The organism is Massilia pseudoviolaceinigra (genome assembly GCF_030846505.1).
GTDB classification, from domain to species: domain Bacteria; phylum Pseudomonadota; class Gammaproteobacteria; order Burkholderiales; family Burkholderiaceae_D; genus Telluria_A; species Telluria_A violaceinigra.
On record NZ_JAVCWL010000060.1, the window covers coordinates 1 to 17,273 of the forward strand.

General features: G+C 61.3%; 10 protein-coding genes and 2 pseudogenes. 3 read left to right on the forward strand and 9 right to left on the reverse strand.

Annotation, left to right across the window (positions count from 1 at the left end):
* Positions 1-208 precede the first annotated feature (208 nt).
* Complete coding sequence (locus RBA40_RS32515; protein WP_306652962.1) at positions 209-1,048, reverse strand: reverse transcriptase domain-containing protein; 840 nt, start codon at positions 1,046-1,048, stop codon at positions 209-211.
* Positions 1,049-2,045: 997 nt separating this feature from the next.
* On the opposite strand from RBA40_RS32515, the pseudogene RBA40_RS32520 reads away from it, so the two are divergent.
* Together RBA40_RS32520 and RBA40_RS32525 are read left to right on the forward strand one after the other, a co-directional pair.
* Positions 2,046-2,315 (forward strand): annotated as a pseudogene (locus tag RBA40_RS32520) (transposase domain-containing protein); the annotation flags it as partial.
* A gap of 81 nt (positions 2,316-2,396) precedes the next feature.
* Positions 2,397-2,711 (forward strand): annotated as a pseudogene (locus RBA40_RS32525) (IS4 family transposase); the annotation flags it as partial.
* 280 nt (positions 2,712-2,991) lie between these two features.
* Here RBA40_RS32525 and RBA40_RS32530 read toward each other — a convergent pair.
* The 6 genes from RBA40_RS32530 to RBA40_RS32555 form a co-directional block, all read right to left on the reverse strand.
* Entirely contained in the window at positions 2,992-3,420 is a 429-nt protein-coding gene (locus RBA40_RS32530; RefSeq protein WP_306652963.1) for a hypothetical protein, read from the reverse strand.
* Positions 3,417-3,686: a hypothetical protein gene (locus tag RBA40_RS32535; RefSeq protein WP_306652965.1), complete on the reverse strand. Its 270-nt coding sequence runs from the start codon at positions 3,684-3,686 to the stop codon at positions 3,417-3,419. Before RBA40_RS32535 ends, RBA40_RS32530 begins: the two co-directional genes overlap by 4 nt.
* 836 nt (positions 3,687-4,522) lie before the next feature.
* Entirely contained in the window at positions 4,523-4,786 is a 264-nt protein-coding gene (locus tag RBA40_RS32540) for a hypothetical protein (protein WP_306652967.1), read from the reverse strand.
* A 66-nt stretch (positions 4,787-4,852) separates the two neighbouring features.
* Positions 4,853-5,947 carry a site-specific tyrosine recombinase XerC gene (gene xerC / locus RBA40_RS32545; protein WP_306652969.1) on the reverse strand — a complete coding sequence of 365 codons (1,095 nt, stop codon included), beginning with the start codon at positions 5,945-5,947 and terminating at the stop codon, positions 4,853-4,855.
* Positions 5,948-5,951: 4 nt separating this feature from the next.
* Positions 5,952-7,940 (reverse strand): hypothetical protein, encoded by a 1,989-nt coding sequence (locus RBA40_RS32550; protein WP_306652970.1) that lies wholly within the window; start codon positions 7,938-7,940, stop codon positions 5,952-5,954.
* On the reverse strand, positions 7,937-9,097 hold the full coding sequence (locus tag RBA40_RS32555; protein ID WP_306652971.1) for a CHC2 zinc finger domain-containing protein: 1,161 nt from the start codon (positions 9,095-9,097) through the stop codon (positions 7,937-7,939). The genes RBA40_RS32550 and RBA40_RS32555 overlap by 4 nt, the downstream gene beginning before the upstream one ends.
* Positions 9,098-9,244: 147 nt before the next feature.
* Here RBA40_RS32555 and RBA40_RS32560 point away from each other — a divergent pair, with 147 nt between their 5' ends.
* Positions 9,245-9,610, forward strand: a complete 366-nt coding sequence (locus RBA40_RS32560; protein ID WP_306652973.1) for a helix-turn-helix domain-containing protein — start codon at positions 9,245-9,247, stop codon at positions 9,608-9,610.
* Between the two features lie 515 nt (positions 9,611-10,125).
* Here the strand turns inward: RBA40_RS32560 and RBA40_RS32565 are convergent.
* The gene (locus RBA40_RS32565; protein WP_306652974.1) at positions 10,126-10,521 is read right to left on the reverse strand and encodes a hypothetical protein; all 396 of its coding nucleotides are present in this window, start codon (positions 10,519-10,521) and stop codon (positions 10,126-10,128) included.
* Positions 10,514-17,273 (reverse strand): hemagglutinin repeat-containing protein (locus RBA40_RS32570; RefSeq protein WP_306652975.1); only part of this gene is annotated, 6,760 nt, incomplete at its 5' end. The genes RBA40_RS32565 and RBA40_RS32570, both read right to left, overlap by 8 nt.

Consider the following 17,273-nt stretch of genomic DNA (forward strand, 5'->3'; position numbering starts at 1 on the left):
GCGCCGAAAAGCGCGCTCGGCACGGCGCTGTCGTACCTGCGCGATTGCTGGCCGCGCCTGACGCGTTACACGGAACGCGGCGACCTGCCGATCGGTAGAGTAGAGATGTGGCGCGGTGGCAGCGGGCTTATGCCAGCGGCTCCGTTACCACATCCCCCTCGTCGAACCGGACGTGCGGATTTCCCGCATCCGGCTCTCTTCCGGCGCGTCAAACCTTCGCATTCGAGCGGCCGCGTGCAATTGACAGCAGGCGTATCAGACCCAACTTCTCGTAGAGGTACTGGTCGGGATACTGGCGGTACCCCGTTCCCCGCTTGCCGCTGCGCCTACGCAGCCAGATTCGCAAACGCCGTGCCGTATGGTCGTCGATGTGGCGATAGATCTTCCCTACCGGCCCCTGACTGAAATAGTTCGCCCAGCCGCGCAGCATCGGATTTAATTCTTCTATCCGAGTCTCTGGCGTTGTCGCAAACCACCGGCTCGTCGTTTCGGCATGTATGTGGTCTTTCAAGCGTTTGATGGCTTTCTTCGATGGCGCAGTACCCCAGTAACGTCGCCCCTCGCGACCGTAGAACTGCCCGACGGTGTAGCCGAGGAAATCAAACCGTTCTTCAGGCAACCGGACCAGCCGGGTCTTTTGATCATTGACCGTCAGGCCCAGCTTGGACATCAAGTGTCGCATCGTCACCATCGCTTCTTGCCCCATGCCAGGCCGGCACAGGAGTACGAAGTCGTCCGCATAGTTGACTACTTCAGCTTGTAGCCGCCGCGCATGTCCACCGTGGTACCACGCCAGCATGAAACGACGGAAGTACAGGTTCGCCAACAGCGGGGAGATAACGCCTCCTTGCGGTGTACCGCGGTTGGTGTCCCTTGCCACCGTCGTGCGAGTTTCCCCGCCGGTGTGGTTCCGTTCGACAACGGGGGTGTCAAGCCACTGGCGTATGACCGCCAGTACGGCCCCATCGGTAATCCGCCGCGCAACGCAGCGCAGCAAACGCCCATGAGGTATCGTATTGAAATAATCAGCAAGGTCGGCATCCACCACTTCGCGCGCTCCCCGATCGGTGATTCAGAAATGAATGCGCCGCAGTGCCATCTTGGCGTCCTTGCCCTCGCGAAACCATACTGCCACGGGAACAAGTCGACATCGAAGATGGGACCGATCACCAGCAGCACGGCCATCTGCGCGACACGGTCGCGGACGGTCGGGATACCCAGCGGACGTTGTCCGCCATTTGCTTTAGGAATCCATACACGCAGCAGGGGCAAACACCGATACGACTTGGTGCGCAGCTCCTGCTTCAATCTTTGCAGCCAGCTCGCCAACCCGTAGTTTTCGATGTCCGCGAAGGTCTCGCCGTCCACCCCGGCGGCGCCGCGATTGGCGCGGCAGCGTCGGTAGGCTTCGTACAAAACGTCATCACGGCACACCTTGTCCCACAGGCTGTAGAACCGATAGGCTGCTTCGCTCTTGGCTTTCGTCTGCAACGCGCTCTGCAAGGTCCGAACCGATTCAAGCGGGGTTGATAGGCGTACGCCAATCCCCGGGCTCTTCCTGCTTTGAACGTTTGCACCGGAACAGGGGGCCTTCGCTCCACCGGCGTTACCCAGCTTCGTCACTACTACACCCCCATCCGCCATCCACGGCAGCCGACTCCACCCCTCACGAGGTCGTCGTTGATCAATTGCCAAAAAATCACTACCGTGGACTTCCCTTGTTGCACGATTAACCCATACCATGCGTGCTGCCACCACTACCCCGGTGGACGCGGTACCTGCGTTTCACGCTCGCTTCGGTACCGCCGACGGCCTTCCTCGTTATTATGGCGAGTCGGCATCCACGACGACATTTCGAGGCCTGCTCAGTGTTTACTCACGTTGCGGCCCGCATGGCTCGCTGGCCCCCTAAAAGAGGCCTTTTCAAGAAGTGCTTCAGTCCATTCGTTACCTCCTGAACCGCCCCTTGTGCTTCCGGCCGGAGCGCGAGTTGGCCGGGTCGGAATTTCACCGACTGATCAATCGTGCCTTAGCAAGGCACACACAACAACCGCGCCGAAAATGCGATCCGCCCGTTCGTCGTCGGCCGCAAGGCATGGCTGTTCAGCGACACGGTGGCTGGTGCCAACGCCAGCGCCGTCATCTACTCGGTGCTGGAGACGGCCAAGGCGAACGGAGTAGAGCCTTACATGTGGCTGCGGCGTGTGCTGCGCGACCTGCCTTCGGCGAAAACAGTGGAGGACGTGGAGGCGCTGCTGCCGTGGAATGTGAAGGATTTGCATACCCCCGATTTAACCAGCGATCGACCCAACTGAATAGGCTGGGGTTTGTGGAGCCCTTACCACTGGAACAGGCTACGGAACTGATCGACTGGTACCGCGCCCGCTCGGAAATCGAAGTCGCTGGCTCTGTTCATGGTAGTGGCATGGCGTGTGGCCTACTTGATGCGCAAAGGACGCAATTGCCCCGATCTCGATGCAGCCTTGTTCTTCGACCCCGACGAGATTCACGGCGCGCACTTGCTCAATAAACTGAAAATGCCAGCTATGCCGCCAGCCCTGAACGATGTCGTGCGCCTCATTGCCAAAATTGGAGGCTTCCTTGCCCGAACCAGTGATGGAGAACCTGGCGTCAAGACGATTTGGAAGGGACTCGATCAAGTACACGCCTCGGCCGAAACTCTGCGGGCGTTACGCGAAGGACTGGGTTGACGGACTTATGTATAAAGGTATGCATTAAGTGCATCAGCAAGATCATTGACAGTTCGGATAGGGCGTCCTGCCGCCAATAAATATATCTTTTGCCCTTCTTCACTAAATGCCTTTGTAGATTTTGCGGATACTTGTGCAAAAGCTCCATCTTCCAGCACGCCAACGGTCGGTCCTAATCTATTTGCTCCGTGTCCTTCTACCTCGGCTGCTTTCGCGCGGACGAACTCCGGATTTCGGCAAGTTGACGTTTAGCTGAGACACCCGCAACTGGCCCTCCATATCACCAATCTTCAGGAAAAATTACTTGGCTTGGTTCTAATTTCACTCCCTGGGGAATATCGGATATTTCGTCCCTAATCTTTTCAATTTCAGATCTATAACTATCTATCGAAAAAAACCAGCGGTACTCTGTATCATTGTACTCGAGGAGCCAGGACACTTGTTCGTTCAAGTAGCTTACCTCAACTCCCTCCCACCCGGACTCATCAGCAATGCCGGACGCACTGGTAAAAATTAAGTATCGCCCGGAGCCGTCAAGTGACCTGATCAATTCCTCCGCCACTATTAACCCTTCGCTACTTTTCAATAGTGCATCAATATCGCTGTCGACAGCTGGAACTACGAACGCAGTTTGAGAGAAATTAATTCGATCAACGACACGAACCACACTTGGCCCTAAGACCTCAACTGATAGCGAGAGATTATTCATTTTTTAGGCTTCAAAAAGAGGGGGAACTGCGTTGATTTATCTGGCACTGGACCATTCACGAAAACGCGCATTTGACCGGTGGGCGAGTCAGGAGTGCTAATATTAAACGGATATTCTTTTACATATTTCGTGATCCCGTGGGCATCAGTGGAAACAGAATCCGGAAAATCAATAGTGTCTTGACGCAAGGCTCGCACATTAATATTTTCGCCGAACTGCGTTTTATTTTTAGTAGAAGGTACAGCGTCGTTATAAGCGTGTTTCACGGAATGTGGCGTTAAAAAATCGGAGGCATCTGATCCGCCTTTAGCCTTGAAGAAATCCTCTGGTATGACGTCCGGAAGCTTATTTGCCCCAACAAGTGGAACCGGCGCGCTTTTCTCCGCCGACCGGCTGAAACCCAGACGCCATGCGGGTTTCCACCGACCCGGGCGCCAGAAGCACCTCTTCTTCGGTAAATTTTCGCCGACGCGCTTTTCCGTTCCATTTGCCGCCGACCGACACGGCCGCGCCGCTCGCCGACGCCAATTATACGGGCACGGTTTATGGCCTTCTTTTTAGCTGCGGGGTCGGGGTTGAGGTTGGGGTTGCGTGCTCTTGACCTGACTGACGGCGGAGCGCGGCGGCAAGCGAGGTGCGCCTGCAAGGCGCACAAGCGCGCCCTGTAGCCCTGGCTTGCAGCACCCCGTGTGGTGGACGCGCGCAGCGCCTGGCCTGAACCATGCGCCCACGGCGCACACCATGGCCTGGCAGGCACGAAGGGGCGCCAGACATAACGCGACGTTCTGCGAACCCGCCAGGGCCCGGCGCAGCGCGGGGTTGCGCCACCAAGCGAAGCGCCAGCGCAGCGACTGGCGCAACTTTGCAGAATGCCGCGTTATGTTAAAGCGGCCGCGCAGCGGCCGATTTACCCCGGAGGGACTGTGCCTTTGCGTGGCAGGCGGCTGGCTGACGGCGAAGCGCGGCGGCAAGCGCGCAGCGCGCGCCCTGTTGTCCTGACTCGATTCACAGCGTGGCCGTTGCCTCCGCTCGCGGCTGGCAGTACCGCGCAGCGGCTGATCAGCCGTTTTTACTGCCGAGCCCGCTAAAGCTGAGAGCGCCGTTACGGCGTAACAGTCTTGATGTCGAAGTAGGCATTCCACTCGGGCGAGTCCGGCTTGATGCCGCTTAGTATCCGATCATCCTCGGCGCAGATGAAGCGCTCCAGCACTTCGCGCTGCGTTACGCCGTAACGTTTGGCGAGCCGGGCCAGTGCCAGGGAGGCGCCAGTGCTCAACCAGGTGTTTAGCCGGCGCTCGCCGTTGCGGCCCGCCATTGGCCGGCGCGCCCGGTAGGCAGCTTGCCGCTGCGCTGCAGTCTTGGCCATGATCCTTCCCTCCTCGTTCTCGTTACTGCGTAACAGTTAGACCGCTGCGCAATCTCTTCGTTCGCCTCAAGCCTCGCCGGCGCCCGGATCCTCCTCATCGGCTTCGGCGTTCAATGCGGCCAGCAGGTCGCTGGCGGCGTCTTCGGCCTCGCCCTGGGCCTCGGCATCCTCCGCGCTGCGCAAGCGCTCCAGGCGCGCAGGATGCGTCAGCGTGTGGATCTCCTTGAGCTTGACGATGGACACCTGCGTGTAGATCTGCGTGGTCTTCAATTCAACATGTCCCAGCATCGCCTGGATGAAGCGGATATCGGCTCCGTTCTCCAGCATCAAGGTCGCCATCGTGTGCCGGAACAGGTGGCAGCTGCCCCGCTTGTTGATCTTGGCCGCGTCGATGATGTCGCGCACCATCTGCGTCAGCCGGTTCGGCGTGAACGGCTCGCCCAGCTGCGTCAGGAACAGCGTGCCGTCGTCCTGGGCCGGCGCCAGTTCCGATCGCACCTCGTCGCGGTACTTCTGTATCCACGCCAGCGCTCGCTCGCCGATCGGAATCGTCCGATCCTTCTTGCCTTTGCCCTGCCGCACCATCATCGTGCCGCGCTCGATGTCGATGTCGAACTGGTTCAGGGCCAGCACCTCCATGCGCCGGATGCCCGTGCTGTACAGGGTCTCCAGGATGGCGCGGTCGCGCAGGCCGGTCGGCGTCGTGATGTCCGGGATGTTCATCACCCGGTCCGCCTCGGCCGCCGTCAGGATATGGCGCGGCAGGCGGTGCTCCATGCGCGGCAGGTCCAGGTCCGACGCCGGGTTGTACAGGATGCGGTTGGTCTTGGTCAGCCACTTGAACCAGGCCCGGATCGGCGTCACCCGCGTGGCCTGGCTGCGGGTCGAGAGCGGCTGGCCATCCTTCTTCCGGTACAGGAACATGTAGCGCTGGTAGCGTTCCAGGATCGGGCGCGTGATCTCCTGCGGCCGCGTCAGGCCGCGCTCGTCGCACCACAGGATGAAGTAGCGCAGATACACTTCTCGGTTGTCGGTGGTCCGGTGGCTGTAGTTACGCTCGCGCATCCATTGCAGGAACTGCTGCATCTGGTGATACAGGCTGCCAGGATCGTCGGCCGGGCCGATGACGCCAAGCGGTGTCTGTTGCCCCTTTTTGCCCATGGCATCACCCTACGACGGCATCAACAACGGCGGCTAAAGCGGATGCGCCGCTTCTCTTACTACGCGTTTTCGGCACACCCGGCGGCGAATCGGCAGCGACGCCCGGTGCAGCCGTCGTTTTCGGCGCCCGACCGCACCCCGACTGCATGCCGACCACATCCCGACCGCTGGCCGACCACTCGCTGTTTTGATCCGACCACTCGGCGCCGTTGTCGCGCTCTGGGCGGCGCTCCTGATCGAGCGTGGCCGGGTCGATCAGGCCCATCAGGTGCGGATTGCCGTCGCCCTGGCCGTCATACAGCAGCTCGTATTCGGTGGCCTGGCGCCGCCCGTTGAAGTGGGCGACCAGGTATGCCAGCTCCACCAGGCGCGCGAAGTACAACTTCAATTGCGTATCTCCCCAGCGCGTCACCTCGCGCACCTGCTTGCGCGTAAAGCGGAACGCGGCCGGCTGCATGTCCAGCGCGGCGCAGCGCTCCGCCACCCACGCTTGCAGCATCGTGAGCAGGCGCCGGGGCTGCGGCGGCAGTTCGTCCAGCGTGCGGCCCAGCACCTCGTGCGCGATCCGGTTGGCCAGCGCGATATCGTCCTTGGTCACCTCGATGTATTCAAGGCGAACGTCGCGGTGCAGGATCGAGCGCACCGGCCGCTGGTACTGGTGCAGCAAGGCGATGGCGCGTATCAGCGTCAGGTATTTCATGTGGTCGCGCCGCATCCGCGTCTTGTCGTCCAGGAAGGTCAGCCGGTCGGCGTAGGGATTGACCACATGCACGGCTTTTAACAGCCGCTGCGCATTCTGGTGCAGCGCCATGATGCTTTGCTTGTCGTTGTCCATCATCAAGCCAGCCAGCGTCTGCTTGGCGCGCTGGCGCGCATGGATCGCCTGCGTCTGCTCGCGCGACTCGTTCACCGTCAACACCAGGCAGCGGTTCAGCAGCTCTTCGTCGACGTCGATGGCCGTGGTGGTCAGCATTAGCATCACCGGTCCCTTAACGCGGTACTGTTTCGTGACCAGGTTGCCGGTCGTGTCGTCCTTGCCGGTGCTGGCAATCGTCAGCTCGCCATCCGACTGCAGCAGCTTCAAGGCATACGCGGCCTGGCGCACACCTTCCTCCTCGGCGATGGCCAGTATCTTGTGCTGCAAGTCGGTCTCGCCCAGGTAGAACAGGCTTTGCCCCGTCATGGCGCTGTACTGGATGCGCTCCTCGGCCGGCACCAGATTCAGCACTGCATCCATCAACGAGCTTTTGCTGGCAGCGGAGGATGACTGGATCAGCACCGCCAGCGGTGCATCGAGCTTGCGCGACACCGCCGCCAGGTAGCCGGCCAGCAGGTTGGTCGCCTCGCCGACCACGCCGCAGCGCTCCATGTCAGCCACCAGGCGCCGTGTCAGATCCGGCGCCTTCAACAGCGCCAAGGCGGCGGCATGCTCCCCATCGGTCAGGGTCGGCGCCGTATCCTTGGGCGCCAGCGCTTCCGGGATCGCCCCGTCCTGCAAGCCTTCCAGCTTGAGCAGCACGCGGCCAAGGTCGCGCTTGATCACCTCGTCCTGCACACCCAGCTCAAGCGCGGCCTGCTTGATGTAGACCATGCGCTGCTTGGCACTGTACACGTCGAGCGTGTCGACATAGTAGGCGGCATCCGCCTTGTCACTGGCGTCGCGCCGCACCTGCACGTTCACGCGCATCGTCTCCGGCGACAGGTTCTTCTGCCAGCCCCGTATGCGCCAGTGGCGGTCGCCCAGCGCGAGCAGCAGTTCGCCCTTGATGGTTGTCTGCTCCGCTTGCTCCCCCGCCGGCGCTGCGGGCATGGCCGGCACCGGTGGCAGCTCAGGCGCCGGCATGGCGGCTAAAGAGGAAGTGTCAGCGACGGCGGCCGGCGTTGGCGTCGGCGGCACATCTGCCGGCTCGGCGCGTTCAATCTCACCCGGCATTTCTTCTTTAGCCGCGCTTGTTTCCTCCAACGCATCCGGCGCCGGCTCGATGACGGTCACGCCCGGCCGTTCCCTTTACCCAGCCATTGGGACTGGTGCAGCAGCAGGCCCAGACTTTTCACGGCCGGCTGAACCTTGAGCGCATAGTCGTTGGCGTCCATCTCCTTCGGGAACAGCACCCGGAAGCACTCGATGCCGGCTTCCATGAGCTCGGCCGCCAGCTTGTCGGCCGCCGCGTTACCGGCGTCGTCGCGGTCATAGGCGATCAGCACCCGCGTTACGCCGTAACGCTTCACCGCCTGCCAGTGGTCAACCGTAAATCCGTTCACGCCATAGGCCGCGATCACGTTGCGGTATCCCGCGCACCAGAACGTCATGGCGTCGATCAGCGACTCGCACAGGATGATTTCGCGGCTGGCCATCAGCGCCGCCTCGTTCCAGACGCCCTTGAGCGGGCGCGGCAGATACATGTGGCGCGGCTGGTCGGCGGGGATCTTGCTGTTCGGCGCGATGCGCCGGCCATATAGCTGCATGATCTTGCCGGACTGCTCGGGCATGGCGCCATCCTCCATGCCGATCACCGGCACCACGATGCAGCCGTTCAGGTGTTCGTGGCCGCTGCTGCGGTACACGCCCACCGCCTGCAACCGGGTGCGGATTTCGCGGCCGGCCACGTTCTGCCCTGGCGGCAGCCGGTACGTCAGCGTCCGGTCGGCGTAGCCCAGCTTGAACACGTCGATCATCTCGCTGCTGACCAGCCCCCGGCTTTGCAGGTAGGCCAGCGCGTCGGGCGACTGCTTCAGCGCCGAGTGGTAGTAGTCCGTTACCTGCACCAGCAGCGCCTGCTCGTCGGCCGTATCGGCAACTAAGGGAGGAAGGTGCCGCTGGTGGCTGCGCTTGATGCCTGCCTTGTCCCCGGCCTGCCCGCCTTCCAGCGGCGCACCGTTACGCAGTAACTGCACGGCATGTGGCAGCGACACGCCCTGCGTCTTCATCACCCAGTCGATCACGCTGCCGGCCGCGTTGCAACCGAAGCAGTGGTACAGATTCTTGCTTTCGGTGACGACCAGGCTGGCGGTGGCGTCGTCGTGGAACACGCAGCGCATCACCCAATCCTTGCCGCGCTTGGTCAGCGTGTGACCCTGGCTCTCGATCAGGCGCACCAGCGACACTTCATTTTTTAGCCGCGCGATGTCAGCTTCCGGGATACGTGCCATTTTTCGTGCTCAGCTCTAAAACCTGTCAAGGGGGTAAAAATAAAAATAACCGCCTTGATCATTACTCTATTTCAGAGTATTGCCAACTCTGTTTCTAAAAACAGGAGGTATCTTATGGGGTCACACACGCACCTTTGGATGGATGCAATGGCCTCAAACGACAAGCCGTTCTTCGTGGAACTGGGCAAGCGCATCGCTCAACTGCGCCACGAACACGACATGACGCAGCAACAACTGGCTGCGGTGCTCGGCATCGCCCAGCAGACGCTCGCCCACTACGAGGTGGCGCGCCTGCGCGTGCCGGCGTCGATGCTGCCGATCCTGGCCGAGACGTTTAAGGTTCAGGTGGATGTGCTGCTGGGGCGGGCGACAGTCGCCGCCGCACGCACGGGCAAGCGTGGGCCTGCCTCGCAGCTGGAACGCAGCATCGAGCGCATCAGCGAACTGCCCAAGCAGAAGCAGCGCTTTGTGATGGAAATGCTGGAAACGGTGCTGGCTCAGGCCAACGCCTAAGCGCTCTTTCTTAGCAGCTAAAAAAGAAGCCGTACCTGGAACCCACGCGAACAGCAGCGGGTTGGGGACGGCTTTTTTTTAATTTGAAAGACACGGCAGCGGCAGACCTCGTTAATACAGACCGCCTGCAACGGCGCGCACTACGGGCCATTTCAGCGTTAAGCGTTAAACGCAGAATGCGCTAGCGTTTAACACGCAAAGCCTGCAACGGCCGGCTTTGCCCCAACCCGAAGGGTTGCGTGATGTGTGAGCGATCAGCAGGGGTGGCGGGGACTCCCCGCGCACCCGGCCCATGACCGCTTTTGCTGGAGTTTTGACACCTGAGCGGATTTTTCCGAACGCAAATGGGATACGAACAGCATACGGATGGGCTACCATAGGATACGAACGGGATACGAACGGGATACAACCACCGGTCACGAAGTGCTGCCTTGGCCAGCACTTACAGCCCTGTCGTGTAAGTTTGTCGGCGCTGGCCCGGCCGCCTTTTCCGGACGTGACCCCGCTCCCAAACACTATTGGAAACGCTCGTAAAAAATACGATCTTCCCATTCGTCCGAATACGCATCCATGAGATTCGACATCGACGTTTCCATTCGTGGCGCGTAGAACTCGTGATTTTCCGAATCGGCAAAGGCAAATATCTCGGGCCAGCGCAGCTCATGCATGGCATACGCAATCGCTGTTCCCGGCAATAATCGGCCTTTCACCTCACGCGCTGTGCGATACCTTTTCATCACGCCCAAGATGCGTTCAACGAGCTGCTGTCGATGCTCTTCGTTCCTCGCAAGAAATTCCAGGAATTGAAGGTATAACGGCTCAAGCTGGTCTTCTCCGAACGTCGGGTCGGCGCAAGCATCAATTAGCTTTTGTGAAATCGCATCAAACTCCTTGTTAATAATTTCACCCATTTTTTGGCACCCATTTCCCAAGTTTGAAGTCATAGACCTTCTCAACGTATGCACCGTCCGGCACCTTGAACCCGGCATCTTTGAATGCCTTTACAGCAGCATCTTGTGCCGACTGCCCTTCTGGCAAGTAGTGACCAGAAGCGTTATCTAAGGTTTTAACTTGCCCGGAATAAATACGGCCCTCGCCGCCAGCCAGGATATTTTCACCCTTCGCCAAGTCAAAGTGTCCGAATAAATTATCGCTGTTCGTGCGTGCAATAACCAACGAACCGTCCTCTTTCACGACATAGAGAATTTTTCCTGGCGTACGCAGTGCCTGTTCTGGGCTGAGGTACGGGACAGGCTCAATACTGAACGACTCACCTGGCACGCGGTTAGCGAATGAAACAGGCCCTGAACTATTTGCCCCATCACCATCGGTTCCCTTTAGGAGCAACAATGGTGGCTTTGTGCTACCTCCCGAGCCCGGCGGAACAGTGACGGCCCCGCCACTATCAATTATATCAAACGGCTTTCTCGGAACAATCGACGTGTTGTCTAATCCACTTCGCGGTTCCAGCTTATTAGTGACCGGGTCCATGCGGCCGACGAGTTTTCCGTCGCGGTCAAACACCGCATTACCCGGGATGTACGGTTCGTCGCCGATTCGTAAATGTTGATCTACCGTACCCGGTGCTCCCTTGGGTGCCCCCTTTGGATTTGGCGTACCTGTTCCCGGCTGGATAGGCTCGCCCGCATTCGGCGTTTTCGCCACTGGCGGCGCTGAGGCCACGCCTTTAACGGGCACAAACCTGAGACTGACACCCTTGATCGCACCCGCGACTTTTACCGTGAGCGCCCCTGCCAAACTAAGCAAACCAACGCGTTCCAAACGATCCTTCAGCGTTGCATTTACCAGTTGATCGCAACCTCCCGCGTTCATACCCACACAGAAATTTTGCCTGAACGTGTGGATTTGTTCGGCCTGTTCGATATCGGTTCCAAAGAGCGAAGCGGTGCCCTTTACGCCACCATCACGGATATTGTTTTGGCGCCCCTCAAAAAAAGTATGATCCCAGCCCATGAGAACATTGCTGATTTCCTTGGCAGTGGCAGCGTCGCCTTCCAAATTCTTCACACACGCAACATCACCCCCTTTAATACAAGCTTCGACCGCAGCAATATTCTTCGTCGACAGGATACGATATTTGTTGCGTATTTCCTCGTACTCGGCGCACCCTTTCGGTTTTTTCTCGCACTCGGCAAACTCTTTCGCCATGGCATCGGCTTCTTTATGCCGGAGAAAATTATTTTCCGCCGCTGCTCCCGTCACGAGTCCGGCCGCGTTGGCGGCTTCCGGGGACGCACCCGAAGCGCCAGCAACGACGTTGCCCACTGTGGATGCCAGCAATGTCGTCAGGGCACGCACGTCGTCAGGTTTCAAGCCCGGGATTTTCTTGATGTCGTCGCCGAACGTTTCAAGCAGTGCCGTCGTGGCAGCAGATGCCGCAGCGCCCGAACTGAAATCGCCGCCAACCAGCTTCGTCAGAGCGCCGTCGATCACCGCATGAACTGCGACCTTGGTAGCAAGGTCGGTTCCAACCAGTACATCACCAAGTTTCTTTTCGATAAAGACAGTCGATTGCTGCACCACGCCGGACAGCGCCTTCGCATACTCCTGGTCTTCCAGCAGTTTTTTCTGATCAAAAATCTTGGCAATGGCCCCGGCGCTGTTGGCCGTATCGCGATTAGTTTCAGCAACGGCCTCCTCCGCTGTCTTCCCCGTTGCGGCGATCTGTCCCTTGGCGTCGGTAATGACAATCGTGCCCGCGCTGATCGCGCTCTTCGTCGTGCCGGCAGCATTGCCGTTTTGCGCTGGCGTTAGATTGCCCGCCATGTTTCCGGCCACATTGCTGCCGATGGTCTGGATCGCACTGGCGCCGCTGCTGTACGACAGATTCACGCTGCTGCTGTCGCTGTCATAGCTGGCCGCATTCTTCACGTCCGTCTGGGTCAGGGTGCCCGTCGTCAGCTTGTTCTTGTCGGCACCCGAGGCACTGGCAATCACGCCACCAACCAGATCGGTATTGTTCTTGACGGTGACATCGAAGCCCTGCGCACCGGCATAGATGCCAGACTGCTGGCTCACGCCCACGAACGCGCTGTCGGTATTCGCCTTGGCCGCGTTCACGCTGCCCGAACTGGCGCCATAGCAGAACGGCGGCACGCAAATGCTCACGCTTCCCCCGCTGCTCTTTTCCCGGCTTTTATAATTGTCGGTATCCTGCAGGCTCGCGATATTGAGGTCGCCGCCAATGTTGGCCACCACCTTGTCACCCCTGACCTGCGCCCCGGCCAGGGTGGTGTCCTTGCCGCTCTTGATCGTCAGTACGTCGCTGGCCGTCACGCTGGTGTTCTGGTTGGTCGTGGCGTCGCCGTTGGCGTTGCCATGCGACTGCCCGGCGGCCAGTTCCAGGGTGAACCCGTTCTGCGTACCGCCCAGGCCGAAGCCGACACCCACCGACGCGTTCTGACTGCTGTTCCTGCTGTCGTTGGCACTGGTGTCCTGCGCGCTACCCAGCCTGATATCGCGGGCGGCGTCCAAAGTGACGTCCTTGCCGCTCAGTACCGCGCCACGCGCAGTGATGTCGCCATCGAGCGCCTTGCCGTCCGCACCCTTCCCGCCGTCGCCAGTGGCAACGATGGTCAGGTTCTGGCCCGCGCTGACCGTGCTGCCCCTGTTCTGCAAGGCGCTGTTGTCGGTGCTGCTATCGCTGCTGTTGCCGCCGATGCTGACCGTCGCCTTGATCGACGCCTGGCTCGACGCCGGCGCCTGCGTGTTGTTGGCCGCCGGCGTTCCTCCGCCCACGCCGGTGCCGTTGGCAACCGTGATCGCTGCCTTGACCGCGTAAATGCCGGCCAGCTTGTCGTCGTCCTTCTGCTCGTGCGCCACGGCTGCCTGCTTGACCGCATTCGCCGCGTCCACCGCATAGCCGGACAGCGCCACCGTCACGCCAAACTGGCTGTTCTGGCTGGTCGCTTTCGTGCTGACCTCATCCACGCCCGGGTCAAGCACAACGTTCCTGCCCTTGATGTCGACGTTGCCGTCGGCGCGCAGGTCGCTGCCGCGCACGGCGACATTGTCTTTCGCGGTAATGGCCAGGTCGCCGCCGGCGGACAGGCCGCTGCGGATCGTGTTCTGCTGGTCCTTGCGCGTATCGAGCGTGTCGCTGCCGCGCTTGATGCCCACCGTGTTGGCCGTGCCATTGCCGCCCAGGTCGCCCAGCTGCATGATGTTGTGGGTTTCCTTGATCACGGTGCCGTCCTGGCCGCTGACGATGTCGATCCTGCCATCCTTTGCGGTCAGCGCAATGTCGCCCTTGGCCTTGACGCCGCTGCCCTGCACCAGGATGTCGCCCTTGTTGCTGACCAGTTCGACCTTGTTGCCATTGATCAGGCTGGCCGTCTGCCGGGTGCTTGTTTCGCTGCCGCTGTCGCTGGCGCGTTTCTGGTTGTACGGCGACAGGGTCACACCGCCACTGTTCGGCCCGCCGTTGATGGAGCGCGTGATGTCGCCCAGGCTCGTGCCCGCCGTGCTGAAGGTCGCCCCGTTGGCCGTCGCCGCGCTGCTGTCGCTGCTGCGGTCGGTGGACGCTTCCACCGTGATGTTGCGTTCGGCGCCCAGCTTTACCAAGCCGCCGCCGTCGATGCGTGAACCGCGCACGGTGATGTCGCCGTCAAGCGGCTTGCCGTCCGCGCCCGTCACGCCGCTGCCGCGCGCCGTCAAGCGGATGTCGCCGCTCGCGCTCAGGCTGCTGCCGGTCTGCGTCTCGCCATCATGCACCGTACTGCTGCTGGTCTGGCTCTTGCCGAACGTGACCGCCACTTGCGGCGCGGTCAGGCTGCTGTCGGCCAGTTCGGAGAGCGTGCCGTTGACGCGGCCGAACTTGCTCTTGTCCTTCTTGATCTCCTTCAGGTTGCGCAGGGTATCGACCGGCGTGCCGACCACGGCCACGGTGAGGCTCTTCGACGTGGTGTCGAGCGAGCGCGTTTCGTGGCGCTGGTCCTGGCCCGGAATGATGGCAATGTTGTGCGCCGAGATATCGATGTTCCCGTTCAGCAGCGTCTTGTCGGTTTCCAGGCGTCCGGCGATCAGGTCGCTGCCGGCAATGGTGGCGTTCTTGCCTGCGTTCAGGGTCACGTTGCCGCCAGTGCTGCCGAGCACGCTTCCCGTCTCGCTCTGGGTGGCGAAGCTGCCGTCGTCGCGGGTTTTCACGGTCGACGATCCGGCACTGAAACCAACGCCGTTCTTGGCGCCGGACAGGCCCGATTGCCTGACCGATGTCGCCTGGCTATACATGCCGGTGCTGGTTGCGGCCAGGACGTTGATGTCGGCGCCGGCAGTGACGGTCAGCGTGGTGTCGGCAAGCACCGACGAGCCGATCACGTTGACGTTGCCCACCAGGTCCTTGCCGTTGCCGGCGACGATGGCGACGCTGTTGCCGGCGATGCTGCTGCCCTCGGCCTGCCGGGTGCTCGATGTACTCGACGTCGTCGTGGTCTTGCTCTTGACCAGGTTGCCGCTCTTGCTGTAGCTGTCGTTCAGGCTGTCATGGCCGGTGGTGATCGTCTGGATCGACACGTCGTTGTTGGCCAGCAGCCCTGCCGTCCCTTTCAGGGCGGTCACGTTGGCCGCGTTGAGGACGAGGTTGCCCGTACCCACCTGGGCAATCGCCTTGCCGTCCTTGTCTTTCTGGCCGGTCGCAACGCCGCTCGCGCTGATGGTGACGTTGTTGCCGGCGCTGACGACGCCGCCACTGAGGCTTTCGTCATCGTTCATGGCACGGTCGTACTGCTTGCGGCCCGCCGTCTGAACGTCGACGAGGGTGCGGTCCTTGACTGCGGAGATGGTGACGTTGGCGCCGCCAATGACCACGTCGTTGGCCGCGGCGACACGGCTGCCGCTCAGCGTCGCATCGCCGACTGCCCTGATGGTGGCGTTATTGCCGGCAGTCAGATTGCTGCCGACGTTCGATACGCTCGCCTCGTTGGTGTAGCCGGTGCGGCCCATCGTGTTGCCGCCGAGCGGCACGAACAGCGCGTGCTTTTCTTCCACGCCGGCGATGTCGATGTTCTTGCCCGCCAACACAGTCAAATTCGCGGCCGCGTCGACCTGGGCCGCGCGCGCCGTGAAATTGCCTTTGGCATCGATGAACACGTTGCCGCCCGCAATGGTTGCGACGCGGTCGATGTTGGTGCGGCTCGACGTGCTGGTGCCGTTGTTGCCAACAGTGTCAACGCTGCGCGTCTGCGTGGTGCTGGCGACGAGAATGTCGCGGCCGGCATTGAGCGTGACCCGGCTGTCGTCGGTGGCGCTGCCATCGACGCCTTTGTTGGACAGGCCTGCAATGCGCCCGCCGACGTTGGCGATATCGTTCGCTGCCTTGATGTCGATCGCATTGCCGGCGACGGTGCCGCGATTGGTGACATTCTGGGCGTCAAGCGTGACCGTGCCGTGCATGTCGGTCGGCTTCGCATTGGCATAGCCGGCCAGGATGGTGCCGCTGTTGCTGATGCTGCCGTTCTGGTTGCGGATGGTGACGTTGTCGCCGGCAATCAGCGCGCCGCCGGTCGACAGGTCGCCCTGTTGCGGACGACGCAGGTAGACCTTGGGCACCAGGGCCGTGGTGAAGCTGCCGTCCGGCAGAGTAACGGTTTCTTCCTGCATCCACACGATGTCGGTGGTCAGCTGGGCCATCTGCTGCTCGGACAGCGCCACGCCAGGCGTGAGCTGGAACTGTTTGGCGTAGGCCACGCCGGAATCCATCAGCGCCTTGAACGCCTGTTCGTTATTCTCGTAGCCGGACAGCTTGTTGCGGCCGGTGATGTTGATCAGCTGGTCGGCGAACGCGCGCTGCTCCACGAAACCATCGCCGTAGCGCTTCAGGGTGCGCTGCGGGTCAAGGTCGAGCTGGTCCAGGAAGTAATCGCTGCCGGTCCACTTGTTCTTGTCGGTGAACAGCGGGTCGGTCTCGACCAGATAGCCGGCGCCCTCGCCCGGTTTCAGGGAGAACAGATTGCCGGTCGGCGCTTTCCAGTCGGCGTTGCTGGTCAGCGTAACGTTCGGGACGTTCGGATCGGTGGCGCGGCCGTTGACATCTTTTGCATTGGGGCCGAAGACACCGGCGTCCACTTTTTTATCGGCCACCGTCACAGGACGAGCAGCGGCGAACTTTGCGAACGAGGTAGTCAGGTCGCCGATGGCGCTCTGCTGCGCTGCGCGGGCATTGCCCGCGATGATGCTGCCAGGCAGGGCATTGCCTGCCACCTGGCCCTTGACGACGGGCTGCGCACTCGTGCCAACCGTGACGTCCGCTGCGCCGCCAGTACCTTGTTGCTGGGCGTCGGTGGAAACCGGGCCCGCTTCGCCGGCAGTACCGGCCGCTTGCGCGCCGATCTTGGTGCCGCCTGCGGCGACGGAAGTGTCAACCGATGGCGCTCCGCCGGCGATAACGCCTTGAGCCGCAACGCCCTGCACTGCGGTATCGACGTTGATCGTGCCGACGTTGATGCCGACGGTCGTGCTACCGGTCGTGTAGGTGGCGGCCTTGCCCGTCTTGGGTGCTGCCGCATCGCCCGCCGCCGTGTTGCCGCTGCTTGGGGTGAGATTGCCAGCTACGCCGGCGCCAAGGGCACCGACGACCTTTGCCGGTTCGGCAGGCGTAATGACCGTATTCGCCGGAGCTACAGGCGCAGGTGCCGCGCCACCACTA